The organism is Streptomyces sp. NPDC034103 (assembly GCF_055575395.1).
In genome coordinates this window covers 79,850-103,949 of record NZ_JBVISS010000010.1, presented here as the reverse complement: position 1 = coordinate 103,949, position 24,100 = coordinate 79,850, and the positions used below count along the sequence as shown (strand labels likewise).

Below are 24,100 nucleotides of genomic sequence, written 5' to 3'. Positions count from 1 at the left end.
CCCGGCGGGCTTGGGGCGAGAAAGTCTGGCCGGCGGGGCAGTCGAACCTGCCTTCGCGCCCGTCTTTACAGGGGAACGAGGGAGGGCGCATTGAACGCCGACGAGGAACGCCAGTTCCGCGAGTTCGTGGCGGCACGGTCGAGATCGCTGCTGCACACGGCCTACCTGCTCACCGGGGACTGGGAGCAGGGCCGGGACCTGCTCCAGACCGCGCTTGCCGCCACGGCTCGACGCTGGTCGAAGCTGCGCGACCGGGAGCAGCCGGAGATCTACGTGCGCCGGGCGCTTTACCACGCCCAGGTGGACCGCTTCCGGCTGCGCAGCTGGGGACGGGAGACGGTCACCGACACCCTGCCGGACCAGCCGTCCGCGCAGGGTGTCGACTGGGCCGACACCGTGGTCCAGCGGCAGGACATCATGGCCGCGCTGCGGCGTCTGCCCAAGCGCCAGCGTGCGGTGGTCGTGCTGCGCTACTTCGAGGACCGACCGGACGCGGAGATCGCCGCGATCTTGGGTGTCGCCCAGGGGACGGTCCGCAGCCAGACCCACAAGGCCCTCGCTTCTCTCCGCACCGCCTTGGCCGAGGCGGGACAGTCGGCCGCCTCCTCCACCGCCTCCGGAAGGGGCGTCGTCGCATGAACGACTCGACCGAACACCCCCTGCACGAAACGTCGTTGCACGACGCCCTGCACGCTCAGGTCCGGGGGAGTGGCGGGGATGCCGCCGGCGCCCATCTGGTCGGCCTGGCCGACGGCGCGTTGCGGATCGCCCGGCGGCGGCAGCGGCTGACCCGTGCCGGTGTCGGTATCGTCGCCGCTGTCGTGGTCGCCACCGCCGGGGTGGCCGTCGCGGACGGCGTGACCCTGCGCGCCCGCGTGGGTCAGCCTGCCGCAGGGGTCGACACCACGAACACCGGGAAGGCGGCCCTGATCTCCTTCCTGCCGGTCACCTCGTCCAACGAGCACGCCTGCGCCCAGGGCAGCGGCGGCTACCCCGTGCCCGCGAGCGCGACCCACCCGGAGTCCTGCGTCCAGGCCGACCGGGCCAGAGGCATGACCGACGTCCAGGTCGCCTCCGCGAAGGCCGACAAGAGCGGTGCCGACGGCACCTGGCGGGTCGAGGTGACTCTCGCCTCCGCCGACCGAACCCGTTTCGCCGCCCTCACCGGCTCGATCGCGTCGGCCCCAACCCCACGCAACGAAATCGCCATCGTCATCGACGGCAAACTCTGGGGCACCCCCTCCGTGACCTCGTCGATCACCGGCGGCCGCATCGAGATCGTCGGAACCTACGTCGGAGACCTCACCGGCGCCACCGCCCACGACCTCGCCCACCGGCTGGACCCGAACTGACAGCCGGTGCAGGCCACTGAGTCACCCAGGGCGGGCTAATGCCGGCCTGCCTCCGCCCTGAGCGCGGCCTGCCCAGCGTCCAGAACAGGACGCCGAAGAGCATGAATCCGAGCATTGGGAGTGCCTCGGTCAGGAGGTACTCCACGCGCTCGCCGTGATGCCAGCCGTACGGCGCGCAATCCCGGCTGAACCAGTGGTCGCCGAGGCCCGCGGCGACCAGCTGAACTGCACGCTCGCGAAGGGGGCGAGCGAAGCGCGCCGTATGGCGAGTCCTCAGCGGTGATACGAGGAACAACGCCTCGATCATGCAACGGTCGAACGGCGATCATCAACTGGCTTCTGTACAGGGCGGCGAGACCAGTCGGTTCGGACTGAGCCTTTGCCCACCGCAGTTTGAGCAGATCAGTTGGAGGGTGAGGACGGCTTGGACGAGCCTGGCGACCCGGGTGGTGCTGCAGCGGAGTTTCCGCAGCAGGCGTCAGGTCTTCAGGGTCGCCATGGTTTGCTCACCGAGGCCCGGATGCGGGCGTGCGCGGTGTTGACCGCGCGTTGGCCTGTCGAGAGCCGATCCCACCCACATTGCGATGATCGATCTCATGACCCGCCGCCTCACCCACGAGTCCACACCAACCTGGCGAGGAGCCTGAAGCACCATCACATGCCCACCTCGGAGTCGGCCGAAGGATCCCCGCTGGTACGGATTCTCGGTGTTGTTGTGGGAGGCGCTGCGCGATACTCGCCCTGTGGAATGGCGTGAGCAGGTACAAGCGGCAGAGCAGGCCGGTGATTGGGATGCGGCTATCTTGCTGGTGAGCGCTCGTGCCGAGTGCTTCTCCACTGATTTCCTCGCGCACGACAACCATCTGTGGCACATGGATCTGCTCGTTCGTGCGGAGCGATTCGACCAACTCGCCGAACTCGCGATCACAGATGTCCACGCACGCCGGCGGCTCAACAGATCGCTTTACGAGCGGGGCATCGACACAGCGCTGCGCCACCGTGCTGAGGCTGGCGACAGCGGTGCCTTGTATCACCTCGTGCAGTTGCTGTGCGGAAGAGACCAGTTCCAGGAGGCCCAAGAAGCGGTTGAGTGTCTAGGTCCTGAGGATGAGTACGCGCACCAGCTCGTGGCCGACTCCCGAACAGCCTCAGGCGACACTTGGTAGCTCCCCGCTGCGGACCGCCGTACGCCCGTGAAACGATGCCAGTTCCGGGCGAAGTATCGGCAGAAAACACCCTCTGCAATTTCTCTTTATCTATCGTCCGCGTCATGGGGCGGGGATGGACGATCCCAGATGGCGTCTGACCGGCTGACAACCTTGCGCAATTCGCGGGCACTTCGGGGTGATATGGCCTGCATCACGGTGTCGAGGAGGGCTCGGGCTTCGAGGGGGTCTCCGCAGCAGTACCAGTGCACGTTGCCCCACTCGTAGTCGTGCCACAGATCCCGCTCGGGCTGGTGGACGTAGTTCTTCCACAGGCCCACAGCTGTGCTGACATCGCCTGGCTGCAGATAGTTGCGGGTGTGCTCGAGACGCGCGATCTCGGACAGTGCACGCGAAGAAAGGCCGTCGATGACTGGCCTTGTACCGGTTGTCAGGTGGCTGCCGGGGACGCCAGCACGGATCTGTCCTGGCCGTTTACGCGGCATGGACCTTTCGGTTCGTCGTCATGCGGTACATGGTGCCACGGGCTCGAATGGCGCCTCAAACGGATTCGCTCGCGTGGGGATTTCGCCGGACGGGGGGGGCGGCCTTCGTCTGATCATGTACTCCGACCAAGGTGCAGGTGACCACGACGAAGGCCGCGAGGGTGGGCCTTCCCCCGCGAAGGTGGGCAGTGGAGGGTCTCGCGTCTCAGGGATGCGTGGAAGCTTTCGCAGGCCGCGTTGTCGGCGCTACTGCCGACCGCGCCCATCGACCGGGGCACCCCGAACTGGTCGCAGAGATCGGCGAAGCCCAGGGGGCCGTACTGGGCCCCGTGGCCGTCGCTGGACCATTCGACGACCTTGCGGCTGAAGCAGTCCAGCGCGCTCGCCAGGTAGAGGAACTCCCCGTTCACCAGGGGGAGGTACGTGATGCCGCCCGTGTATTTGCGCCCCGGTCCGGGACGGTGGTGCGCCGCGCGTCTGCGCAGGCGGATGCCGGTGATGGAGAACGTCCGCATGATCCGGGTGACCCGCTTTTCGTTGACCCGCCGCCCTCTCCTGCGGAGCTCGGTGGTCACCCGTGGGGAGCCGTCGGCGCCGCCGGACTTGCGGTGGACCTGACGGATCGTCTCAGCCAGGACCCGGTCCTGGCGCCGGCGAGCCACTTGGAGTAGCTGGACCGGTTCACGCGCTCCTCGACACTCACGCGCTCACCTCCACCCGGCCGGAGGCCAAGGATCCCAACTCATCAACGGCGGGGACGCCCACCGGAGTTCAAGGGTGGTTTCTCAGCGGTCCGCCGCTCGGGGTGCGGCGAATGGGCCTCACAGCTCGGTGCCCCAGACCAAGGCATGGGGCACCGAGTTCGTTGTCTTCCGTTCCCGACGGCGGAGCCGGGGCCGGCCGCGGTCCTGCCGGGCGGTTACCAGCGCACCGGGAGTGAGGTGGGGCGGCGCAGCAGGGTGCCGTGGTCCCAGGGCAGGGTCTGGGGGTCGGCGTCGAGGGACAGCGTGGGGAACTCGCGGGCCAGGCGGGTGAGCAGCGTGGTGATCTCCAGGCGGGTCAGCGCGGCACCCATGCAGTGGTGCATGCCGTAGCCCAGCTGGAGGTGGCGCTTGCCCTGGCGGTCCGGGTCGATGACCTCCGGCTCGGGGAAGGCCTCAGGGTCGCGGTTGGCCGCCAAGGCGTCCGCGTAGACGACGTCCCCCTCGCGGACGAGGCCGCCGCTCGTCTCCAGGTCGCGGGTGGCGACCCGGGGGAAGGTGGAGATGGTGCCGAGCGGTATGAGCCGGAGCAGTTCCTCCACCAGCCGGGGTGCGATGTCGGGTTCGTCGACCAGCCGCTGCCACAGTCGCGGGGAGCAGAGCAGGACGTAGACGGCCTTGGTGAGGAACGACAGCACGTTCTGGTCCGCACCGAGGACGGAGCCGAGCAGCAGGCCCACCAGTTCCTTGTCGGTCAGCGGGGGTTCCGCGCGGTCGCGTCCGGCGACGAACCGGGCGACCAGGCCGTCGGGGCTGACCGGACGGGCACCGGTGACCAGGTCGGTGACGTAGTGATAGATCTTCCAGAAGTGGTCGAGCAGGAGGGGGACGTCGTCGCTGGACGCCATCTGGACGGTAAGGGAGTACTGCCGGAAGTAGGCGATGTCGTCCAGCGGCAGGCCCAGGAAGTGGCAGTTGACCGTCACGGGGAAGGGGTCGAGGACGGTACGGAACAGGTCGGGGCTGTCCTGCGAGCGCAGGGCGGCGAACCGGTCGTCGATGACCGCTTCGACGGTGGGACGCAGTCGCTCCACACCGGCGGCGCTGTAGTCCGCGGTGACGAAGCCGCGCATCCGTGCGTGGTCCGGTGTGTCGAGGTTGAGCAGCAGTTCCGGAGGCATCGTCGTGGGGAGGAAGCTGGGGCCGTCCTCGACGTTGGTGCGGGCTCGGGCGAACGTCGGGTCGGTGAGCACCTTGTGGACGTCCCGGTAGCGGGTCAGGTGCACGGCGGCGTGCCCGCTGGGCAGGGTGACCTGCGGCAGGCCACCGGCGGAGCGGTCCGGCCGCAGGGTGTAGACGGGTGATGCGTCCAGGTGGGGTATGTCCGCGACCGTGACGGCCGGGGCGGTGCTGGTGGTCATGACGGATCTCGTTTCGTCGGCGGGGAAGTCGGCGGGGAAGGAACCGTCCGGCGGTTCGGCGCGGGACTCCCGCTGCCGTATGCGGCGGGCCGGTGAACTCGGCTCTCGGCCGGACACGTGTGCCGCGCGGGGCAGGCGGGGATGTCGGACGAAGCGGGGCAGGCCGGTGATCCGGCGCCGTTCGTCGCAGGCCCGGGCTGGGCGGGGCCGGTGGACCCGGCCTTATGGCCGGACACGTCTGCCGCGAGGCGGGCGGGGGGTCAGAGGATGCTGGGCAGGCCGGTGACGCGGCGCAGTTCGTCGAGGGCCTGGGCGTTGTCGCGGAAGTGCACGGTCTGCCATCCCCGGGATCGGGCGGCCTCGCAGTTCTCGGCGAGATCGTCGATGAGGACGCAGTCGCCGGGTTCGGCTTCGGCCGTCTTCGCGGCGAGGTCGAAGATCCTCGGGTCGGGCTTGCGGACGCCGACCTTGCAGGAGTCGATGAGGCAGTCCACCTCTCCGGCGGGCTCCACGATGGGCCGCCAGTAGGGCTCCCACTCCACGACATTGTTCGACAAAATCCCGACGCGGAAGCCGTTGTCCCGGGCGTAGCGCAGCGCGCACACCATGAGGGGGTTGGCGACGACGCCGTCGAACCACTGCTCGCCGAAGGTCTCCAGCCGTGCGCGGGACAGGTCGATGCCGGGGTGCCTGCGGGTCAGGGCTCGGGCCAGGCCGCGGCCCCACTCCGCCTCGGTGATGACGGCGAGTTCGACGGGGGCCAGCGTCGGCATGTTCATCTCCGCCGCGACATCCTTCATGGCGGTTTTGAGCTGGTCGGGTGTGATCCCCGTCTTTCGGTGGTAGTCGTCGTACAGGTCGTCGAGGGGCGGTGAGAGAACCCCGCCGAAGTCGAACCAGATCATGGGCATGGGTTTGGGCATGCTGATGTGCTTCCTGGGGAGATGGTGTGCTGCGCGAAGCCGCCCGGCGGCCCGCGGCCGACACAGGCGTCGACGGCGGGCGCTGCTGCTGGGCGGGTTCGAGGAGATCCGCGGCCCGGGACAGGACTGGTCACGGCGGGGCCGCGGGGTGGGGATGGAGTGCTCAGCCGACCTGTACGGCCAACGGCGCGGTCTCGGGGACCAGTCGGCGCCCGATGGGGGTGGCGCACTGAAGGCCGATCTCAGCGGTGGAGATCACCACTTCGTCCTGTGTGATCTCCATACGGAAGGTCACGCCCGGACGGTCGGGATCCTCGACCAGTTCCGCCCGGCAGATGGCCGGCATCTCGAACTCGCCGAAGCGGGTGAAGGCGGCGACGCAGCGCATCATGGTGAGCCGGTGCGGGGACAGGCCCAGCAGTTCGTGTGCCGCGTGCAGGGCCGTCTGCCGGTACGCCTCGAAGAGCAGGGCACCGGGGATGTGGTCCAGCGGGTGGTCGAACAGGGCGGGGTGTGACTGGTCCACCAGCACCTTGGCCACCAGTTCGCGGCCGATGACGGCCGACTCCGACAGGACGACGTTGTGCGGCGAGTACCGCCCGACCGAGGCGGGAAGAAGCCGCCGGGCGGCTTGAGGCGCACGCGCCGGCTCGCTGTCGAGGCCGAGGGCGGCCCGGCCACGTTCGCGCAGGTCACTCCAGACCTTCGGGGGCATCCACTGGATGGTCATGGTCATGGAAGCGGCGTCGCGTCCGTCCAGGGCCAGCCCCATCCGGAGCGTTACGCCGACCAGGTCGCCGCCACGGCGCTTCTCTGCCTCGACCTCTACAACGAGCAGGGCGTGACCGGGCGTGTCCGCGATCAGGAGCGCGTCCGGGTCGAGCACCGCGAGGTCGCCGTCGTTGAAGGAGAACTTGTTGTCGGTCGGTGCGCCCAGGTGCTCGTGGGCCACCAGGATCGACGTCTGGCGGAACACCTCGAGCAGCAGCAGAGGGTCGTAGGCCGCGGGCGTCGCGAGGTGGTCGCTGTAGTAGCTGTGCACTCGGGGAAGCTGCGCCGCGACGAGGAATCTCTCGTTGGATTCACGTTTCGTGTCGGTCAGAAATACCTCACAGACGGCGGCCCGATGGACGAGCTTTCGGGAAACCGTAGCCGAATAGGAAAGGCCGGTGAGGGTTGGCCTGGACAAGTAAATCTCCCCCTTCAGTCCTAGGTTCGATATAAATCGTACCAGCGTTGCGATGCTTTTCTACCCTGAATCACGGATCCTTGTGTGATCTATGCCTCGCCGTATTTGCGTCAACGGTCATTCCGTTGGGCTGCGGCCGTCGTCATCCGGCGGAAACCCCCGGCGCGGTAACCGTCACGGCTCCGGCCGCAGGCCCGGACGACCCTGCGTTCCCGGTCGGCACGGGGGTGCCGAACCACTTCCGCAGCGCCGACCGCAATCCGTCCTCCTCGTCCGCCGACCGGGAGCCGGCCCAGGCCACGTAGCCGTCTGGCCGCACCAGCAGGGAGCCCCACGGAAGGGGTTCCGGCGACTGGGCCCATACGGCGTCCACGGCGTGCGCCCATCCGGCGGCCGCCCGGACACACCCCGGGTCCACCCCGTCGAACAGCAGCAGCACGGGGCGACCCGGGTGCAGCAGCTCGGCCACGCAGGTCTCCCGGCCCTCGACGGTCAACGGCAGATTGGGCAGGAAGCGGCCCTCCCACGGTGAGCCGGACGCGGAACCGTAGACGGTCTCCTGGGCGCTGATCATGTCGCCGAGATGGGCGTTCACCTGGTCGAGGCTCAGCAGTTCACGGAAGAGCGCGCGCAGGGGATCGGTCTGCGCGCCCGGCCGCATGAGGGCGAGCTGGGCCCGTGTGTTGTCCACGACCCGCTGCCCGGCCGGATGCCGTTCCTCGTGGTAGGAGTCGAGCAGGCCCGGCCCCGCGTGTCCGCGGAGGGTCGCGGCCAGCTTCCAGCCGAGGTTCAAGGCGTCCTGGAGCCCGAGATTGAGCCCCTGTCCGCCCACCGGGAAGTGCACGTGGGCGGCGTCCCCGGCGAGGAAGACCCGCCGGTCCCGGTAGTGCCGGGCCAGTCGCGTGTAATCGCTGAACCGGCTCGTGAAGACGGCGTCGGCCATCGGGATGTCCTGCCCCGCGATGCGGCTCGCGGTGGAACGCAGTTCGTCCAGGCCTACGGGCGTGTGCCGGTCGGTGTGCGGCCCTGCGAAATCGAAGGTGATCACACGGCTGTACCCGAACGGATTGACGTTGATCACCGTCCATCCGCGCGGCGTCAGGTGCCATCCCGGCGGAGTGCCGGTCGGGTCCAGCAGACGGACCTGCCCGAGCAGGGCGGCCACGGTCGGCGGGTGGTCGTCGCTGGGGATGCCGGCCAGCCGCCGTACCGCGCTGCGGGCTCCGTCCGCGCCCACGGCGTAGTCGGCGGTGACGACGGCACGTGCGCCGTCGGCCCGCTCGGCCGTGATCTCCACCAGGTCGGCGGTCTGGGACAGGGCGACGACCCTGTGGCCCCGGAGGATCGAGACCCCGAGCTCCCGTGCACGCCGCTCGAACGCCCGCTCGAGGTCGGCCTGGGTCCGCCCGGCGATGGGGGTGCCCTCGACGGCGGGAGCCGTGATCGTCAGGCCGGGCATGCCGGCGAAGTGGAAGGCGTCGGCGGTGAGCTGGTCCAGACGTCCGCCGCGCCGCGCGGGCAGGTGGCCGCGCCGGGCGAGGGACTGGACGGTGCGCGCGTGCAGGGTCCTCGCCTTGGGCTGGTCCACCGTCGCGGCGTTGCTCTCCAGTATCACCGTGCTGATCCCGTGCAGGCCCAGTTCGGTCGCGAGCAGCATCCCTACGGGGCCGCCTCCCACGACGGCGACACCGTAGTGCTGTGTCGAGGACATGATTGACTCCTTCGAAGGCCGCCGGTCAGCCCGCTGCCTGCGATCCGGTCGCGGCCGCCGACTCGCGTCCGTCACGGCTGGTGCGCACCAGAGCGCCGATGACCAGGAAGAGGACGAGGCAGATGCCGGTCAGGACCCACAGGATGGTGTGGAACGCCGAGTCGTAGGACCGCACCAGGAAGTCGGTGAAGTCGCCGCGCGCCGAGGTGTCCACGGCGGAGGCGGGACCGGTCAGGTTGCCGCCGGCGACCTCGTTGGCCACGGTCGCCGGGTCCCCGGCGCCGGGAAAGTCGCCGATGCCGTCACGCATCCGCGATGCCAGCACCGTGGCCAGCAGCGATCCGTAGATCGCGACGGCGATCGCCTCGCTGCCCAGGCGGAGTGTGTTGAGGAAGCCGGCCGCCATGCCGGCCTTCTCCGGTGCGACGATCTCCAGCGCCTGGCCGTCCACCAGCCCGGCGGACAGCCCCATTCCGGCACCGGTGACGAGCATCGGCACGGCGACGACCATGAGGGCCACGTTCTGCCCGAAGAGGGTGAGCGTGGCGTCTCCCACCACCAGGCAGCCCAGGCTGACGTAGATCAGCGTGAGCGCCGAGACGCCGCGGGCGACCAGTTTGGCGGCGAGCATCGGGCAGGCGAAGACCGGCAGGGTGAGCAGCACCATGATCAGTCCGGCGGTGCCGCTGCTGTAGCCGCTCACCGCGGTCAGGTAGCTCGGCAGGTAGGTCAGCATCGTCACGAAGCCGAAGGACGCGGCGACCGGTACGAGGCACAGTGCGAGGTAGCGGCCGTTGGCCAGCACGCTCAGGTCGAGCATGGGGTGGTCGCGGCGCTTCTCGACGGCGGTGAAGACGGCGAGGGCCACCAGGGTTCCGGCGAACAGCGAGAGCACGCCCGCACTGGCCCAGCCCCACTGGGACCCCTGCACGATGGCCGTGGTGAGCAGCAGCATCGCGAGGATGAACAGGACGCTGCCGAGCACGTCGATGCGGGCGCCCTCACGGCGCGGCTCGCTGATCCGACGGGCGATGACCGGCAGAGCGAGGAGCACCAGCCCGAGGGCGACGGTGTGCAGCGCGAAGACCCAGCGCCAGCCCACACCCTGCACCAGCGCACCGGAGAGCGACGGCCCGATGCCGACGCCGATGCCGGCGACGGTGCCGAAGAGGGCGAACGCCTTCCCGCGCGCCGGGCCGTCGAAGACGGTGGACAGGATGGCGCTGCCGCAGGAGAAGATCGCCGCGCCGCCGATCCCGGCCAGGGCCCGGGCGACGTCCAGCATGATCACGTTGCTGGCGAGGGCGCTGGCCAGTGAGGCCACGGCGTAGATCCCCGCGCCGAGGCCGAAGGCCCGCACGCGGCCGATGATGTCGGCGACCGAGCCCCACGCGAGGGTGAAGCAGGCGAAGGCCACGTTGAACGCGTTGACCACCCATTGCAGGGGCACGAGGGTCGCGTGCGTGTCCGCGCCGATGTCGGGCAGGGCGACCGCGGTGCCCGAGATGGACGTCGGTACGACGAAGACGGCGAGCAGGACGATCAGCAGCGTCAGCGTCTGCCGGGGCGTGGCCCCCGACGCCGCGGACTTTCCGGGCTCGGCGACGCCTGCGGCGCCGCCCCCGGCGGGCGAGGGTTCAGTCTGTGTGGACAATGATCGCTCCGTATGAGTCTGGCGGACGAACCAAGGTTCGCTTTTGATCGAACCTTACGCTGCCATGACCGCCAGGTACGATGCAACTAGAACCTGATCGCGCTCGACCACCGCCGGTCGACACGCCCGTGCGATTCCCTGACCTGCGGCGCGCCCGCATCGACCGAAGGAGTTCACGCGATGCCCGACTCAGAGGGGCACCCCTCATGTGAGGAGATGGACCTGCGGACCGTCCTGCACGCCCTGTCCGATCGCCTGCGCTACGAGGTCATCTCGACGCTCGCCTGGGAGCCTGAGGGCACCGAGCGGCACTGCACGTCGTTCGGCCTGCCGGTAACCAAGTCCACCCGGAGTCACCACTTCCGCATCCTGCGCGAGGCAGGCCTGATCCGTCAGGTCGACCGGGGCAACAGCCGGATGGCACAACTGCGAAAAGCCGATCTCGATGCTCGTTTTCCTGGACTTCTCGACCTCATCAAGAAGAACCCGGCACCTCCCCGCGAACACTGACCGGTTCGCATTGCAGGGGTGGAGTGACACCTGCCCCGCGATCCTTTTCCGCACTCTGCACATTCACGGTATGCGGGCACGGCGACGCGTACCTAACCCGTGCGGAAATTAACTGTAGCATGCACTTTAATGCGTGGCCGATTTTCGGTGTCGGCTGGAAAGTATCTTTCCATCGATGCCTTGTCATCGAGCTGTTTCGACGATTCCGGGGATATTCGCCCGTGGTGCGTCAATGAGATCCATGTGCCCCTGAGAGGTCGTTTTCCCCCTTGTTTCATCCCGGCAGCGGGTGTTTGGTCCGCGGTATCGGGTTGCGCCAGGAGAGGGTGTTCCCGCCGGTCCAGCGCGCCGTGTCGTTCGCTGAAGGGGCGGCCGGTCAGATCCTGGCCGTGCACGTGTGGCAGGTCGAACGCGACCGGGTGCGCCGGGGACTCAAGTCCCGCGCGGGCGGCGGCCGCACCGCGGTAGTGAACGCGCTGCTGGAGACGCTCGAACGCGAGGAACGCTTCCCCCGACACTGGGCCGCCAGGCCCCCGTACGGGTTGCACGGCGCTGTCGCACGGCCGGTCGTATCGCCTCGAAAAAATGTCGTCCACCTGCACAACCCTTTGGCTGCCTGGAAAGTCTTGCGAGCACGTCTATGACGGTGTCATGTCACGTTCCGTGTCGCGTTCTCTGGAGTTGCCCGTGCGTAAACGCACTCTGCTGATGTCCGCCACCCTGCTGGCCTCCGGCCTCACACCGCTGGCCATGGCGAGTGCCGTGGCCGCTGTCGGCACACCGGGGGACGTGAACAAGGACGGTTACCGCGACGTCGTCATCTCGGCTCCGGACGCCACCGTGGCGGGCCGCACGAAGGCCGGGGCGGTGGTGGTGCTCTACGGCACCGGGCACGGCATCGATCCCTCCAGACGCACCGTACTGACGCAGAACTCGACCGGCGTCCCGGGAACAGCCGAGTCCGGCGACCGGTTCGGTGCGGCCGTCGTCGTGTCGGATCTCAACCGGGACGGCTACAGCGACCTCGTGGTCGGCTCACCCGGCGAGGAGGTTTCGGGGGACGTCGGCGGCGGCTCGGTCACCGTCGTCTACGGCACCTCTTCTGGCTTGACGAAGGCGAAGCCGGTCGAGGACCCGTGGCCGTCGTCCCACGACGCCTACGGGCGGACTCTTGCCGTGGGAACCTACAACGGCCTGAACCCCGTCAACGACGGCAAGCTGTCGATCGTCGTGGGCGCCAACGACGCCGAAATCACCTTCATGCCCGCCGACTTGTCCGGGCAGTCGGGGACCTCGGGCAACGGGTTCGCGTTCAACCCCGCCTACGGCATCGTCGCGCTGACGGCGATCGACCTGCCCGCCAGTGACGACGATCGCCTGATCGTCCACGGTCGGGGTGTGGGCGACGGCGGCTGGGGCTACGACGGGACCGGGGACGACCCACAGACCCATTTCGCCGACCCGGCCGGGTTCGAGGAGGCCGACCTGCCCGCCGGTACCACGTCCGCGGTGGGGGACCTGGACGGCAACGGCTCCCTGGACCTCGCCATCGGCCATCCCGAGGACCCCTCGCAGAGCCCGGACACCGCGCTCGGCGGGAAGGTCACCATCTACTACGACGCCGGGTACTCGGGCTCATCGAGCCGGGTGCAGACCATCACCCAGGACACGGCGGGCGTACCCGGGTCCGGTGAGGCCAGGGACCGCTTCGGAGCTTCCGTCGCGATCGGCGACACCGACAAGGACGGGCGCGCCGACCTCGTGATCGGCGCCCCGGGCGAGAACGCCGCGAGCGGCGCCGTCACCGTCGTACGCGGCACCGCCGATCAGCTGGACGTCGCCCACGCCCGCACCTGGTCGCAGAACACCGCGGGTGTTGCGGGCAGCTCGGAGACCGGCGACGCCTTCGGATCAGCCCTGCGGATCGTCGACACCAACAAGGACGGTTACGGCGACCTTCTCGTGGCTGCCTCCGGCGAGAACGGCGGTGCGGGAGCGCTGTGGTCGCTGCGCGGCTCGGCGGCCTCCGTCACCGCGACCGGCTCCACCAGCGTCAGCACCGGCGCACTGGGCCTCGGGTCGGCCGGCGCCGCGCACCTGGGAAGCGTGGTGACCGGTCCGTGACGCACCCTCGTCCCGCCCCGCACGCCACCGAACCCGGAGCCGTCATGACGCACCACGCGCACGTCCGCCCCCGCCGCAGGTTCTCCTCGCGCCTGCTGTCCGCCGCGATCGCCGTCAGCGCGGCCATCACGCTGACCGCTGTCGTCCTGCCCGCCGGACCCGCGGCGGCCGCCGCACCCTACCGCGGCGCCAACACCCCGGCCGTGCAGGACGACTTCAACGGCGACGGCTACCACGACCTGGCCGTCGGAGCCCCCGGAGCCGCCAACGGCACGGTGGAAGCCGCCGGCGCGGTCGTGGTGCTGTACGGCTCGGCGAACGGCGTCTCCGCCTCCCACCGCACGGTCATCACCCAGGCCACCTCCGGAGTCCCCGACAGCCCGGAGGAATGGGACGAGTTCGGCCGTGCGGTCACCTCGGCCGACCTCGACCGTGACGGCTACGCCGACCTGCTGATCGGCACACCGTCCGAGTCCGCCGGCACCATGGGGGGCGTCGGCTCACTGACCGTGGTGTGGGGAGGCTCGGCCGGCCTCAAGGGCGCGGCCTCCATCTCGCCGCCCACCGGACTGGACGAAGGCTGCGGATTCGCGGCAGGCCTGGCCGTCGGTGACGTCACCGGTGACGGCGCGCCCGACATCGCCGCCACCGGCGACTGCGGCGCCACCACCTACACCGGGCCGTTCACCCGCACCGGCGCCGCGGCACAGCGGAACTTCGTCAACGCCCTCGGCACCAACCGCGGTGTCGTCATCGGCGACGTCGACGGCGACGGACGCGCCGAGCGCTTCTGGCTGCCCGGCCCCACTGACGGAGACGTCAGCGGACCCGTCTATGCCGAGGGCCACGACGGCCACTACACCGAACTCCCTCTCGCCGACGGCCTGTCGGGCGAGATCGGCGACATCAACGGCGACGGCTACGGCGACCTGGTTACCGGAGTGCCCTACGACGCCTCCCTGCAACCGGGCGACACCCCCGCCCACCGCGGCGGCGAGATCCAGGTCCTCTACGGCAGCGCGCAGGGCATCACCCCCTCACAGAAGCCCCAAGTCATCCACCAGGACACCGCGGGCGTGCCTGGAACGGCCGAAAACGGCGACCAGTTCGGATCCTCCCTCGCCATCGGTGACACCAACGGCGACAAGTACGCCGACGTGCTGGTCGGCACTCCGGGAGAGGCCATCGGGTCCGCCCAGTACGCGGGCGGGGCGACCCTGCTGCGAGGATCGGCCGCCGGTCTGACCACGACCGGTGCGAAGGCCTACACGCAGAACACCAGCGGCGTACCCGGGACCGCAGAGAGCGGCGACCAGTTCGGCGCCGCCACACACCTCGTCGACGTCACCAAGGACGGCAGGGCCGAGGTGATGGCGGGCACCCCCGGCGAGAACCAGGACGGCGCGCTGTGGACCGCCCGGGGATCCGCCTCCGGCCCCCTCACCAGCGGATCCACCACCATCAGCGGAACTGCCGCCGGACTCAAGTACAGGTACACCGACATCGAATTCGGCGCGGCGCTCCCCGCAGCCCGCTCCACCATCTGACCAACCGAACTGAAACCAGCGGTGGCGGCGTGCCCTGGGACTCCTCGCTCGGCTGCCACGCCACGGGCTCCTGGTAGAGACGCTTGAGCACGTGCGGCGGGTGTTGGGTGAGCATCACCCTGTCACCCGCCGTACCGCTGCCTGGTGGGAGAGGTTGGTGAAGGGCCAGGGAGAGCCGGGCGCGGGTGGATGAAGCTGGTGCCGTGTTCTGCCGCCCCGGCGCCGTCTACCAGCGCATGCCCAACGCGTTGCGGGCGTCGTGTCGTTCGGCGGCGCGTCGGCGGGCGTTGGAGATGAACGACCCCAGTCCAAGCAGCTCACCCCACCAACATCTTCGCGGTGCTGACGGGATACGCGCAGATGGCCTTGCCGCGAGCGGAACCGGCGGGCCGCGGCCATGTTCCAGGACGACAAAGTCCCTTACGTCATCAGCGCCAGGTCGTGTCCCTGACCCAGGGCAGTGCGAACCGTTCCAGCAACACCAAGGCAAAGTAGAGAAGGATGCTCATCAACCCGATCAGGATGATCGCGGCCCACGCGGTGGCGGTGTCGCCCACCCCGCCGGCTTGCACGATCAGATAGCCCAGCCCCGACTCCCCGGCCTGGAACTCGCCGATGACCGCACCGATCGCGGCGAGCGGCATGGCCACCTTCAACCCGACGAAGATCTGCGGCAGCGCGGCGGGAAACCGCACCTTCCGGAATGCCTGCCAGCGCGAGGCATCCAGCGAGCGCGCCAACTCCGCCAGGTCCGCCGGGGTCGAGGTCAGGCCGGTCGCGGTGGACAGCACGATCGGGAAGAAGCAGAGCAGGAAGACCATGGTCAGGACCGGCTTCTGCCCCCATCCGAGCGCCCCCACCAACAGGGGCCCGAGCGCGATCTTCGGAACCGCGTTGACGGCGACCAGCAGCGGCGTGAACATGCGCTCCAGTACCCGCGAGGCGGCCAGCGACAGTCCGATCAGAACTCCGCAGGCGCTGGAGAGAACGAAGCCGACCACCGTCTCCACGGTGGTGTCGCCGGTGTGTTCCAGAAACCGGCCCGGGGTTGCGGTGAACGCCGAGAGCACAGCACCCGGCGGAGGCAGTACCGCCGGGTGGATCACCTCCAGCGCTGACGTGAGAAGCCACCACACGCCGAGCGCGACCAGCAGCCCGGCCACCGGCAGCAGTACGACGCCGACGCCCGTCCCGCGACGGGGACCGACTCGTGGCACGGGCACCGGCTCAGGGCCCGCCGTGGGGGACTGCTGCAGCGACTGCTGCGGCCTCGAGAGTTCGGTCATCCCATCCTTCTCCAGGGCGGCTCCTCACCAGCGCGGCGCGGTCAGGCCTTCGGGACCAGGCCGAAGTCGATGATCTGCTCAGGGGTCATCCCCTTCGGCAGCGTGCCCGCGTCCTCCAGAATCCTGATGCTCCTCGCCACCCGCCCGGAGTCCAGCGTGCCGATCGTCGTGCCGGAACCGTCCTTCGGGGTGACGTACGCGGCCATCAACTCCAACTCGGCTGCCGCAGCGGCCGGATTGGTGGTGTCCACGTTCCGCTTCAGGATCTCGGAGGCTTCCTTCGAGTGGGCGAGGCTGTACTTCAAGCCCTTGAGCAGCGCGGCGGTGAACCGCCGCACCATCTCCGGATCCTGCTCGGCGATCTTCTTGGACGTGATCAGTACGTTTCCGTACAGGTCGGGGATCACGTCGCTGTACGGCAGCAGCACGGCCTTCTTCTTCGTCACCGCCTCGATGGTCGGCTTGCCCACCACGAACTGGCCGATACCGTCCACCGAGCCGCCTGCGAGCGTGCCCATCAGGGTCTGCGCCTCGCCGTTCACCCAGGTCACCTTGCCGGCGTCCACGCCGGCCAGCCGGGCGTACGTCGGGAAGAGGTTGCGTACGACAGATCCGGGCGTGTCGGCGAGCCGTTTGCCTTCGAGGTCCTTCGGTGTGGCGATGCCGTTGCCCTCGGTGGTGGCGATCGCGGCCATGGTGCGCTGCTGGATGGCGGCCACCGCGACGAAGTCCTTCGCCTGGCCGTTGCCCATGTGCAGCAGACCTCCCGTCAGGTCGATCGGGCCGAACTGCGCCTGGCCGCTCACGACGGCCGGAATCACACCGCCGGTGCCCTGCCCCGGCCTGATCCTCACGTCGAAGCCGGCCTCTTCGAAGAAGCCCTTGTCCTTCGCGACCCAGGCGTACGCGTCCCGGCCGAAGCTGCCGAAGGAGGTCAGGTAGGTCACCTTCTTCAGCGCCTTGCCGTCCTCACCGGCGTCCGCGTCGGAATCCGAGCCACCGCAGCCCGCCATCAGCGCCAGCGCGGTGGTCAGGGCTGCCGCGGTGACCGTACGGGCGAACCGGATCATGCGCACAGTGTTGTCCTTTCCGGCCGCCGAACGCGCCGGCGGAGGGGCGTCGAGACAGACGAGACGGAGCGGCGGCACAGAGCCTCCGAGGGCATGACACGTGGTGCAGGCAACAGCGTACGAGGGATGGGTAGTTGCGGGCCAGGTGTATGTCATTGGGGCATGCATCGACCGGACGACAGGTACCGCCGATCGGCCTGCCACGGGTAGCCTGATCGGGCGACAGGAGCCGGACGGCACGACGATTGCCCGTGGATGGGGAGACCGCCGGATGATCAGACTCACCGGTGTGTCCCGGAGCTTCACCAGCCGGTCCGGTTCGACGGTGGCGCTCCAGGACATCGGCCTGCACATCGCCGACGGCGAGTTCGTGGCCGTGGTGGGCCGGTCCGGGTGCGGCAAGTCCACGCTGCTCCGGCTGATCGCCGGTCTCCTGCCGGTCACCGACGGCGAGATCACCATCGGCGGCGAGCGCGTCACCGGCGCCCGCCGCGATGTCGCCATGCTGTTCCAGCGGCCGGCCCTGCTGCCCTGGCGGTCCGTCCTCGACAATGTCCTGCTGCCCGTGGAGATCTTCGGCTGGAACAAGGCGCAGCACCGCGAGCGGGCATACCGGCTGCTGGAGACGGCCGGACTGAACGGCTTCGAAAAGCACCGGCCGCACGAACTGTCCGGCGGCATGCAGCAGCGAGTCGCGCTGTGCCGGTCGCTCATGGGTGAGCCACGGGTGCTGCTCATGGACGAGCCGTTCTCCGCACTCGACGCACTGACCCGCGCGGACCTCGCCGTGGAGCTGCAACGCATCCACCTCGAGAACTCCTCCACCGTCGTCTTCGTCACCCACTCGATAGACGAGGCCGTGCTGCTCGCCGACCGGGTGGTGGTGCTCACCCCACGCCCTGGCCGGATCCGTAAGATCGTCGACATCGCCATACCCCGGCCGAGGACGCTGGGCCGAACCGCACACCTGGGCGAAGTGGCCCGGTGCAGCGCCGATCTGCATGAACTGCTGATGGAACGGGACCTGTCCGGGACGGGCGAAACGGAGCGGCGATGAGCCTGCGGATCTGCGTCTTCACCGAGCCGCACCGCGGCGCCGACTACGAGGACCAGCGGCGCTTCGCACAACTCGTCGAGGCCGGCGGATTCGAGGGCTTCTTCAGGGCCGACCACTATCAGACGATGGGTGCAGATCCCGGCCTGCCCGGCCCCACCGACGCCTGGCTCACGCTCGGCGCGCTCGCCCGGGAGACCTCCAGGATCCGGCTGGGCACCCTGGTCACCTCGGCCACCTTCCGGCTGCCAGGGCCGCTGGCCGTGATGGTGGCGCAGGTGGACCGGATGAGCGGGGGGCGGGTCGAACTGGGCCTCGGCGCGGGATGGTACGAACGGGAACACACCTCGTACGGCATCCCGTTCCCGCCCGCCCCGGAGCGCTTCGATCGGCTGGAGGAGCAACTGCAGGTGATCACCGGCCTGTGGCGGACACCGGTCGGCGAGAGCTTCAGCTATCGCGGCGACCACTACCAGCTCGTCGACGCGCCCGCCCTCCCGAGGCCCGTGCAGGTGCCGGGACCGCCCATCATCGTGGGGGGCCGCGGCCCCAAGCGCACCCCGGAGCTGGCGGCCCGGTACGCCGACGAGTTCAACATGCCTTTCAAGTCGGTGGCCGAGACTGCCCGGGCGTATCGACGGGTTGCCGAGGCATGCGATCGGACCGGTCGAGATGGCGCCGGTCGGCCACCACTGGTGCTGTCGGCCGGTGTCGTGGCGGCCATCGGCCGTACGGACGCGGAAGTGCGACGGAGGGCCGCCCCGCTCCACGCGAAGAGCGCGTTGCCGCCGGAGGATGCGGTGGTCGGATCCCCGGCCCAACTCATCGAACGGCTCGGTGAGTTCGCCGCGATCGGCACGACCCGTATCCATCTGCGGCTGATCGACTTCGATGACCTCGACCACCTGGAACTCATCGCCGGTGAGGTGCTTCCGCAGTTGTAGAGCGTGACATCCACGACACGCTTGCCGTGCTGAGGTGGCAAGCGTTTTCCCGGGCGAGCCCGGGGGCTCGCAGTCAGGAACGGGAGCGTTCGACCTTCGTCGCGCCGGAGCCGACCCGGGCCCGATCCGCGGCATGGTGTCGGTGGGTTGGTGAGTGGCGTGCCCTCCACACGTCTCTGCCGACCGGGTGCCTTCGCGGTCACCCGGTACCGAACCACTTCCTGGAGATGCTGAGCAGCTTCGAACGCGAGTGCAGGAGGTGTTTCAACCGAAACACCCTCCTCGGACATGCCAAGCCGTCCTTGCCTAACTTGCCTGCACCCATGGTCAGTGGGCTGGCATGGGTCAAGAGGCTCTGCCCCCCAGATAACGTCGTCGTCGCCTCATCGAGGTCTGACCGGCCTCTGTTTCCCGGGCGGGTGGCGGTTCTCCGCGGTGCGCACCGGTTCCACTGTCTGTACACCCGCCTGTACGCCCAGCTTGGGGGTGACATTACGGATGAGGTCAGGTCGCGGGCTACGGGGTGGGGAAGAGGCGAGGACTCCAGCCGCGAGCAGCTCCTTGCCTCGGCCGAGGACTGGCGCACGCAGTGCCTCGGCGCCGCTTCTCGCCCTCAAGCGCATTGCGGTCGAGCTGTAGAACGACTGCATGGAGAACGCCCAAAACATCAGACGCGCACCGGTCTTTCGCGAACCGCTGCCTACGAAGTCCCCCGCGCCGCCAGGTATTGATCCCGCCACGCGTGATTACATTCTTGGCCTCGGTGCGACTGCGCCGCTCGTTCCGGCAGCTCCGCAGGCCGGCCCCGATCCCGACCCTCCTTTCAGCGGTTGCCTTTACGTGTGGCGAGCGCGGCCAAGACGGTCATTATCAACCCGCCCGCAATAGCCGCGGCACCGAAGATAATGGACGGCGTGTCGCCAGTTGTAGCACCAGAAATGCATCCGAAGACGCCAGCTACTATCGCAATAGCCGAGAAGATCAGCGTATTCCGAATCGCTTCCTTCACATGAGTCTCCTCGTCACCCGCCTTGTGCTTTTTCGATTTCGGTGTCTACTGTAATACTCCAGCCGTAGATGGTGATCTTCATGGCCAGTGTGCGCTCCAGCTGACCTGGGGAGCGGCCCAAGCTGCCTGGGGCTCCGCCTGCCTTGGTGTCGTGCCCCGCTTCTATGCTCCTGCGATGACGTCTTACGAAGGAACGCATCGGACCGTTCTCGTCCGGGTGGGTAGCCGCCATGCCCAAATCGACGAACAGCTCGCACCCACGATCCAGGCGATCTGGGAGTGCGGCCTCGACACGTTCACCTGCTGCCAGGACCTGGCAGAGAGCAACGCGGACTGGCCGGAGAAGCTGCCGCACATGGCGGAGTGGGTGGAGTCCCGCCGTGGCTGGATGCTCATCGACTTCCCGGTCGAAAGCGGCCTAACCTTCCTCTCGGCCGCGGCGAACGCCGGCCCGCGAGACGCCTTCTACGTGCGGATGACTCACTGGGCCGCCCCGGAGGCCTGGGATGTGAAGATCAAGCCGATGGACGCGGCGATGTTCCAGGAGGACCAACCATCGCACTTCGGCCTGCGCCTCCTACAGGTGAGCTTCCCCGCCTACGACCTGCCGGAAATGACCCGACGCCTCCGCGAACACGCCGCAGGCCGTTCCGTGCCGCCCGCCCCCGCCGATTGGAGCACCGTCGGCCGCTAGCTTCTGGGCCGGGCCCGGTCTGCATGGCAAGCTCCGGCTGAGCCCCTACATGGCCAGACGGGCCAACTACAGCGTTCAGTCACACCTGGGTGACCGCTTGCCGTTGGTAGTGAGACCTGCGTGCGCGGGCCTGGTGGCGTCGGCGCCAGTGCGACCAGCGGAGTCGGTGCGCGAGGTCGTGGGCCGGGCTGGTCATGGTGGTGAACAGACGCTGGAGCTCGTGCATGGGCCAGGAGGTGCAGCGGCGGACCTGGTGCTCGTCCAGCCTGCCAGACCGTCCAGCGCCGTCCGGCCACCCGGATCAGGTCGGTCAGCGGGACGGGACGCGGTGAGAAGCAGCGGGAGAAGGCGAGTTGACCGCTTCGCTGGGTGCGGCGGATCAGCAGCCACCAGTGCCCGGGCCGGTCGGCGGGGCCATGAACGTCGGCCTGGGCCCCGTCGTAGTACTGCTCGCCCTTGGCGCCCGCTCCTGCCGAGCGCCGCTGCCAGGCCCGCTTGGGGATCTTCGCCACGATGGCCTTGGCCGGCAATGTCCCTGCGGTGGTGGAGACTTGGTGGGTGCTGGAGACGGCCAGAATGTAGCCGGTTCGGCGGTGTTCGAGTGCGGCCCGCAGGTGCGGGTTGTCGCCGTAGACCTCGTCGCCCGCGACCCAGTCGGCGGGCGTTCCCGCGTCCAGCGCCCGGCCGATCATCCGGGCCGCCAGGACCGGCTTGGTTGCGAAGGCGAGGTTGTAGGAGATGCCGGCGGCCCGGCAGCGGCCGGGGTCGTCGGCCCAGGAGCGCGACACGTACAGGGCGCGGTCGATCACGGCATCCCGCGCGCGGCAGAGTAGACGAGGTAGACGGCGGCCCGGGAGTTCTTGATTCGCCCGGCAGTACCGGTGTATTGACGCTGGACGCCGACCGTGGCGGCGCCCTTCTTCAGGTCGCCGGTCTCGTCGACCACCAGCACGGCCGCGTCGTCGGCCAAGTGCTCGATCACGTAGGCGCGCACGTCGTCGCGGACCGCGTCTGTGTTCCACTTCGCGCGATGCAGTAGGTGGTGCATGCCATCCGGGGTGGCATCGTCCGCGTGCTCGGCCAAGGTCCAGCAGTTCTTCCTCGGCAGGTCCGACAGCAGGCCAAGGACCAACGCCGTTGCCCGGCGGCGTGGTTCGACCCGTGTGAACCGGCCTGCGATATGGCCCGTCAGCTGGTCGAACATCGACTGCCACCGGGCAGGTACTACGCTGTGACCTGCGGCCACCGCCTGATCTTCGTTTGTCGACACAACTCGATCTACGGCTGGATTACTAAAGCCTACTGGCCGATCGCTGTGAACGAGCGGCCGGCCAGTACGGCGGAGTAGGCGATCAGCAGCACGCTCACGAACGAGTGACGCCTTCCGCGCCGGTGGCGCGGATCGGCCAGCGTAACCAGCCGCTGCGACAGATATGGGAGCGCGCGGTGCTGACTCGAGGGCGTCTTGATCAGGCAGATGCTGGCAGACTGACGGCACATCGAAGCTCCGGTTGGACAGGGCGACTTGGCAACCCTTTCCACTGGAGCTTCGTTGCGTACGTGGCGAGTGACCGATACACCGTCACCCGGCCGTGACCTGTATCAATTCATGAGGGCAGTACTTTGAAACCTCCCTGACCTCGTTGTTCTCACAAGAACCGCCGGATAGCCGCCTCCAGCCGACGAACATCGTTATCAGCAGACCACCCCTTTTCCTTGCATGCTTCAACTACTAGCTGACCCACTCTGAGCACATCGGCAGACAGTTCCTCGCCATCCACCTGACATGCCGGAAACCCGGGACCACCCCGAGGAATCAACTGAATTTGCGACCCAACCGGAAGGATCTCAATCGAGAAAGGCCCGTCGAAGAACATTACTTCACCTTTTCGACCAGAAAGGGCGCCGCCAACCTCGCACACTAGCGCCGCAAGGTAAGGGACAATCATGTCGTTCCATCGCACGAAAGGGAAATTTTGATCCTCCACTTCATGCCACACGTTGCCCCAAATGGTGCCCGACCCTGCCCGATCTAGCGACTCAATGTCTACGAGAGTACGAAACATGCTATTTACCTCCAATCGGGTAGGCTGTTTCAATTATTCCAGTTTCCCTGTTAAGCCAGAACTCAATCATCATGCCTTTACTCACGCCTCTCGTTTATAGTGCTCACTGCACCTTTATGGGACTTTTGGAATTTCGATAAGCCTGCCGCAATGGCTGGACATCGAAGAGAGGGATGGAAGGGGGCGCCGGGGCAAGCACGGCGCGAAGGTGCATGAGTGTGGCTCGCCACTGCTTCCAGTCGTCCGGGTCGACCAAGTTTGAGGCTGGCCCGTCCTCGTCGCTGGCGATGCGGGCGAGGGCTTCGTCGGCGAGTGCCCGAAGGTCGGAGGGGAAGATGGGCATAGGTGTTTCCGGACCGTAGGACATGTCGACAGGTTCGTATCCCGGGCACTGCGCCGCGATGAGTGCAGCGGCGGCCACCGCCTCTTCTGCTTCCGTGAGATAGCCGGTGGCGTCGATCGTCCGGATGAGGACGCCTCGGATCAGGGCTTCGCGCGCCTCGGGCTCGGCGTCGTCGAGAGCGTTGGCGAAGTCCGCGGCTGTGTCGTTGTCGAAGGGACCGGTATCCCAGGTACCCATGCTGATCTCCCTTGCGTATGGTCGCCCGGATCCTCGCATCAGGGACTGACAACGTGAGTGCGAGGCGAGCAGAACCCGCTTGCGCAGAAGTCGGAAGCCAGCGCGTCCGAACATCTGGCGCTTGAGCATTTGATCCGGTTGACGTTGCCTTCGACGACTCCGGAGTTCCAAGCAGCGTCAAGCCGGCGATGACCGCGTCACGGTCTCGGTCGATGCCGGCCACGAGAGTGTGGAGACTGGGCAGGTCGTCGTGGCGGACCGCGTCGAGCCACTGCGGGAGTCATTCACCCTGGCGCTCGGTGAGCATGTGGGCGAAGGACCGGACGTGACCAGTCAGGGTGTCGAACTCGCGGCAGTTGGCCAGGACGGCCTTGAGCCGGAGCTGTGCGATCTCGGTCAGCGTCTCGGGTCGGCTGAGGATCCATCTCGCCACCACGCGGGGTGCAGGCGGTTCCGCGGTGACGGGCCGTCGCGAGGCGCGCTTCTGTCGCAGGTAGGCGCTGACCCGCCGTAGCTGCCTCGAGAACCCAAGGGGACGATCTCCTCCCAGGGCTTCCAGGCGTTGGTGCAGCCCTCGTCCCGGCGGGCCACTCAGACGAGTACGCGGACAGCTC

At 68.4% G+C, this 24,100-nt stretch carries 21 protein-coding genes and 2 pseudogenes; 10 read left to right on the top strand and 13 right to left on the bottom strand.

Annotated elements, in window-relative coordinates:
• Window positions 1-90 precede the first annotated feature (90 nt).
• Together ACZ56U_RS23360 and ACZ56U_RS23355 are read left to right on the top strand one after the other, a co-directional pair.
• Entirely contained in the window at window positions 91-639 is a 549-nt protein-coding gene (locus tag ACZ56U_RS23360; protein ID WP_469085926.1) for a SigE family RNA polymerase sigma factor, read from the top strand.
• Window positions 636-1,352, top strand: a complete 717-nt coding sequence (locus tag ACZ56U_RS23355) for a SecDF P1 head subdomain-containing protein (RefSeq protein ID WP_469085925.1) — start codon at window positions 636-638, stop codon at window positions 1,350-1,352. Before ACZ56U_RS23360 ends, ACZ56U_RS23355 begins: the two co-directional genes overlap by 4 nt.
• Window positions 1,353-1,743: 391 nt before the next feature.
• On the opposite strand, the pseudogene ACZ56U_RS23350 reads toward ACZ56U_RS23355, so the two are convergent.
• Window positions 1,744-1,925: pseudogene (locus tag ACZ56U_RS23350) on the bottom strand (IS5/IS1182 family transposase); the annotation flags it as partial.
• A gap of 170 nt (window positions 1,926-2,095) precedes the next feature.
• Between ACZ56U_RS23350 and ACZ56U_RS23345 the strand changes: the two are divergent.
• The gene (locus ACZ56U_RS23345; protein WP_469085924.1) at window positions 2,096-2,518 is read left to right on the top strand and encodes a hypothetical protein; all 423 of its coding nucleotides are present in this window, start codon (window positions 2,096-2,098) and stop codon (window positions 2,516-2,518) included.
• 598 nt (window positions 2,519-3,116) lie between these two features.
• Here the strand turns inward: ACZ56U_RS23345 and ACZ56U_RS23340 are convergent.
• From ACZ56U_RS23340 to ACZ56U_RS23315, 6 genes are all read right to left on the bottom strand, one after another.
• A complete protein-coding gene (locus ACZ56U_RS23340) occupies window positions 3,117-3,665 on the bottom strand; it encodes an IS3 family transposase (protein WP_469085923.1) in 549 nt (182 codons plus the stop codon).
• Between the two features lie 257 nt (window positions 3,666-3,922).
• Complete coding sequence (locus ACZ56U_RS23335; RefSeq protein WP_469085922.1) at window positions 3,923-5,125, bottom strand: cytochrome P450; 1,203 nt, start codon at window positions 5,123-5,125, stop codon at window positions 3,923-3,925.
• A 260-nt stretch (window positions 5,126-5,385) separates the two neighbouring features.
• Window positions 5,386-6,048: an HAD family hydrolase gene (locus tag ACZ56U_RS23330; RefSeq protein WP_469085921.1), complete on the bottom strand. Its 663-nt coding sequence runs from the start codon at window positions 6,046-6,048 to the stop codon at window positions 5,386-5,388.
• A 163-nt stretch (window positions 6,049-6,211) separates the two neighbouring features.
• Window positions 6,212-7,237, bottom strand: a complete 1,026-nt coding sequence (locus ACZ56U_RS23325; protein WP_469085920.1) for a ScbA/BarX family gamma-butyrolactone biosynthesis protein — start codon at window positions 7,235-7,237, stop codon at window positions 6,212-6,214.
• 142 nt (window positions 7,238-7,379) lie between these two features.
• Window positions 7,380-8,948, bottom strand: a complete 1,569-nt coding sequence (locus ACZ56U_RS23320; protein WP_469085919.1) for an FAD-dependent monooxygenase — start codon at window positions 8,946-8,948, stop codon at window positions 7,380-7,382.
• Between the two features lie 25 nt (window positions 8,949-8,973).
• Window positions 8,974-10,602, bottom strand: coding sequence for an MFS transporter (locus ACZ56U_RS23315; protein ID WP_469085918.1), 1,629 nt, complete (start codon window positions 10,600-10,602; stop codon window positions 8,974-8,976).
• Window positions 10,603-10,782: 180 nt separating this feature from the next.
• Here ACZ56U_RS23315 and ACZ56U_RS23310 point away from each other — a divergent pair, with 180 nt between their 5' ends.
• The 4 genes from ACZ56U_RS23310 (at window position 10,783) to ACZ56U_RS23295 (ending at window position 14,783) form a co-directional block, all read left to right on the top strand.
• Window positions 10,783-11,112, top strand: a complete 330-nt coding sequence (locus ACZ56U_RS23310) for an ArsR/SmtB family transcription factor (RefSeq protein ID WP_469085917.1) — start codon at window positions 10,783-10,785, stop codon at window positions 11,110-11,112.
• 326 nt (window positions 11,113-11,438) lie between these two features.
• On the top strand, window positions 11,439-11,756 hold the full coding sequence (locus ACZ56U_RS23305) for a hypothetical protein (protein ID WP_469085916.1): 318 nt from the start codon (window positions 11,439-11,441) through the stop codon (window positions 11,754-11,756).
• 43 nt (window positions 11,757-11,799) lie between these two features.
• Window positions 11,800-13,236: a hypothetical protein gene (locus ACZ56U_RS23300; RefSeq protein WP_469085915.1), complete on the top strand. Its 1,437-nt coding sequence runs from the start codon at window positions 11,800-11,802 to the stop codon at window positions 13,234-13,236.
• A gap of 44 nt (window positions 13,237-13,280) precedes the next feature.
• The gene (locus ACZ56U_RS23295; RefSeq protein WP_469085914.1) at window positions 13,281-14,783 is read left to right on the top strand and encodes an FG-GAP-like repeat-containing protein; all 1,503 of its coding nucleotides are present in this window, start codon (window positions 13,281-13,283) and stop codon (window positions 14,781-14,783) included.
• A gap of 428 nt (window positions 14,784-15,211) precedes the next feature.
• Here the strand turns inward: ACZ56U_RS23295 and ACZ56U_RS23290 are convergent, their stop codons facing one another.
• Both ACZ56U_RS23290 and ACZ56U_RS23285 read right to left on the bottom strand, forming a co-directional pair.
• A complete protein-coding gene (locus tag ACZ56U_RS23290; RefSeq protein WP_469085913.1) occupies window positions 15,212-15,946 on the bottom strand; it encodes an ABC transporter permease in 735 nt (244 codons plus the stop codon).
• Window positions 15,947-16,110: 164 nt separating this feature from the next.
• Window positions 16,111-17,139, bottom strand: a complete 1,029-nt coding sequence (locus ACZ56U_RS23285; protein ID WP_469085912.1) for an ABC transporter substrate-binding protein — start codon at window positions 17,137-17,139, stop codon at window positions 16,111-16,113.
• 271 nt (window positions 17,140-17,410) lie between these two features.
• On the opposite strand from ACZ56U_RS23285, the gene ACZ56U_RS23280 reads away from it, so the two are divergent.
• Together ACZ56U_RS23280 and ACZ56U_RS23275 are read left to right on the top strand one after the other, a co-directional pair.
• A complete protein-coding gene (locus ACZ56U_RS23280; RefSeq protein WP_469085911.1) occupies window positions 17,411-18,196 on the top strand; it encodes an ABC transporter ATP-binding protein in 786 nt (261 codons plus the stop codon).
• Window positions 18,193-19,137, top strand: coding sequence for an LLM class F420-dependent oxidoreductase (locus ACZ56U_RS23275; protein WP_469085910.1), 945 nt, complete (start codon window positions 18,193-18,195; stop codon window positions 19,135-19,137). Before ACZ56U_RS23280 ends, ACZ56U_RS23275 begins: the two co-directional genes overlap by 4 nt.
• 823 nt (window positions 19,138-19,960) lie before the next feature.
• On the opposite strand, the gene ACZ56U_RS23270 is transcribed toward ACZ56U_RS23275, so the two are convergent.
• Complete coding sequence (locus ACZ56U_RS23270; protein ID WP_469085909.1) at window positions 19,961-20,146, bottom strand: hypothetical protein; 186 nt, start codon at window positions 20,144-20,146, stop codon at window positions 19,961-19,963.
• Between the two features lie 175 nt (window positions 20,147-20,321).
• Between ACZ56U_RS23270 and ACZ56U_RS23265 the strand changes: the two genes are divergently transcribed.
• Complete coding sequence (locus ACZ56U_RS23265) at window positions 20,322-20,840, top strand: hypothetical protein (RefSeq protein WP_469085908.1); 519 nt, start codon at window positions 20,322-20,324, stop codon at window positions 20,838-20,840.
• On the opposite strand, the pseudogene ACZ56U_RS23260 reads toward ACZ56U_RS23265, so the two are convergent.
• From ACZ56U_RS23260 to ACZ56U_RS23250, 3 genes and pseudogenes are all read right to left on the bottom strand, one after another.
• Window positions 20,837-22,044: pseudogene (locus ACZ56U_RS23260) on the bottom strand (IS701 family transposase). The gene ACZ56U_RS23265 and the pseudogene ACZ56U_RS23260 sit on opposite strands and share 4 nt — an antisense overlap.
• A gap of 965 nt (window positions 22,045-23,009) precedes the next feature.
• Window positions 23,010-23,486: a DUF4259 domain-containing protein gene (locus ACZ56U_RS23255; RefSeq protein WP_469085907.1), complete on the bottom strand. Its 477-nt coding sequence runs from the start codon at window positions 23,484-23,486 to the stop codon at window positions 23,010-23,012.
• Window positions 23,487-23,766: 280 nt separating this feature from the next.
• Window positions 23,767-23,919: a hypothetical protein gene (locus tag ACZ56U_RS23250; protein WP_469085906.1), complete on the bottom strand. Its 153-nt coding sequence runs from the start codon at window positions 23,917-23,919 to the stop codon at window positions 23,767-23,769.
• Between the last annotated feature and the right edge of the window lie 181 nt (window positions 23,920-24,100).

Bases quoted from the DNA above. Each gene is read 5' to 3' on its own strand.
- ACZ56U_RS23355 (WP_469085925.1), top strand. From the start codon at position 636: ATGAACGACTCGACCGAACACCCCCTGCACGAAACGTCGTTGCACGAC.
- ACZ56U_RS23335 (WP_469085922.1), bottom strand. From the start codon at position 5,125: ATGACCACCAGCACCGCCCCGGCCGTCACGGTCGCGGACATACCCCAC.
- ACZ56U_RS23330 (WP_469085921.1), bottom strand. From the start codon at position 6,048: ATGCCCAAACCCATGCCCATGATCTGGTTCGACTTCGGCGGGGTTCTC.
- ACZ56U_RS23320 (WP_469085919.1), bottom strand. From the start codon at position 8,948: ATGTCCTCGACACAGCACTACGGTGTCGCCGTCGTGGGAGGCGGCCCC.
- ACZ56U_RS23310 (WP_469085917.1), top strand. From the start codon at position 10,783: ATGCCCGACTCAGAGGGGCACCCCTCATGTGAGGAGATGGACCTGCGG.
- ACZ56U_RS23295 (WP_469085914.1), top strand. From the start codon at position 13,281: ATGACGCACCACGCGCACGTCCGCCCCCGCCGCAGGTTCTCCTCGCGC.
- ACZ56U_RS23285 (WP_469085912.1), bottom strand. From the start codon at position 17,139: ATGATCCGGTTCGCCCGTACGGTCACCGCGGCAGCCCTGACCACCGCG.
- ACZ56U_RS23280 (WP_469085911.1), top strand. From the start codon at position 17,411: ATGATCAGACTCACCGGTGTGTCCCGGAGCTTCACCAGCCGGTCCGGT.
- ACZ56U_RS23275 (WP_469085910.1), top strand. From the start codon at position 18,193: ATGAGCCTGCGGATCTGCGTCTTCACCGAGCCGCACCGCGGCGCCGAC.
- ACZ56U_RS23265 (WP_469085908.1), top strand. From the start codon at position 20,322: ATGACGTCTTACGAAGGAACGCATCGGACCGTTCTCGTCCGGGTGGGT.
- ACZ56U_RS23255 (WP_469085907.1), bottom strand. From the start codon at position 23,486: ATGGGTACCTGGGATACCGGTCCCTTCGACAACGACACAGCCGCGGAC.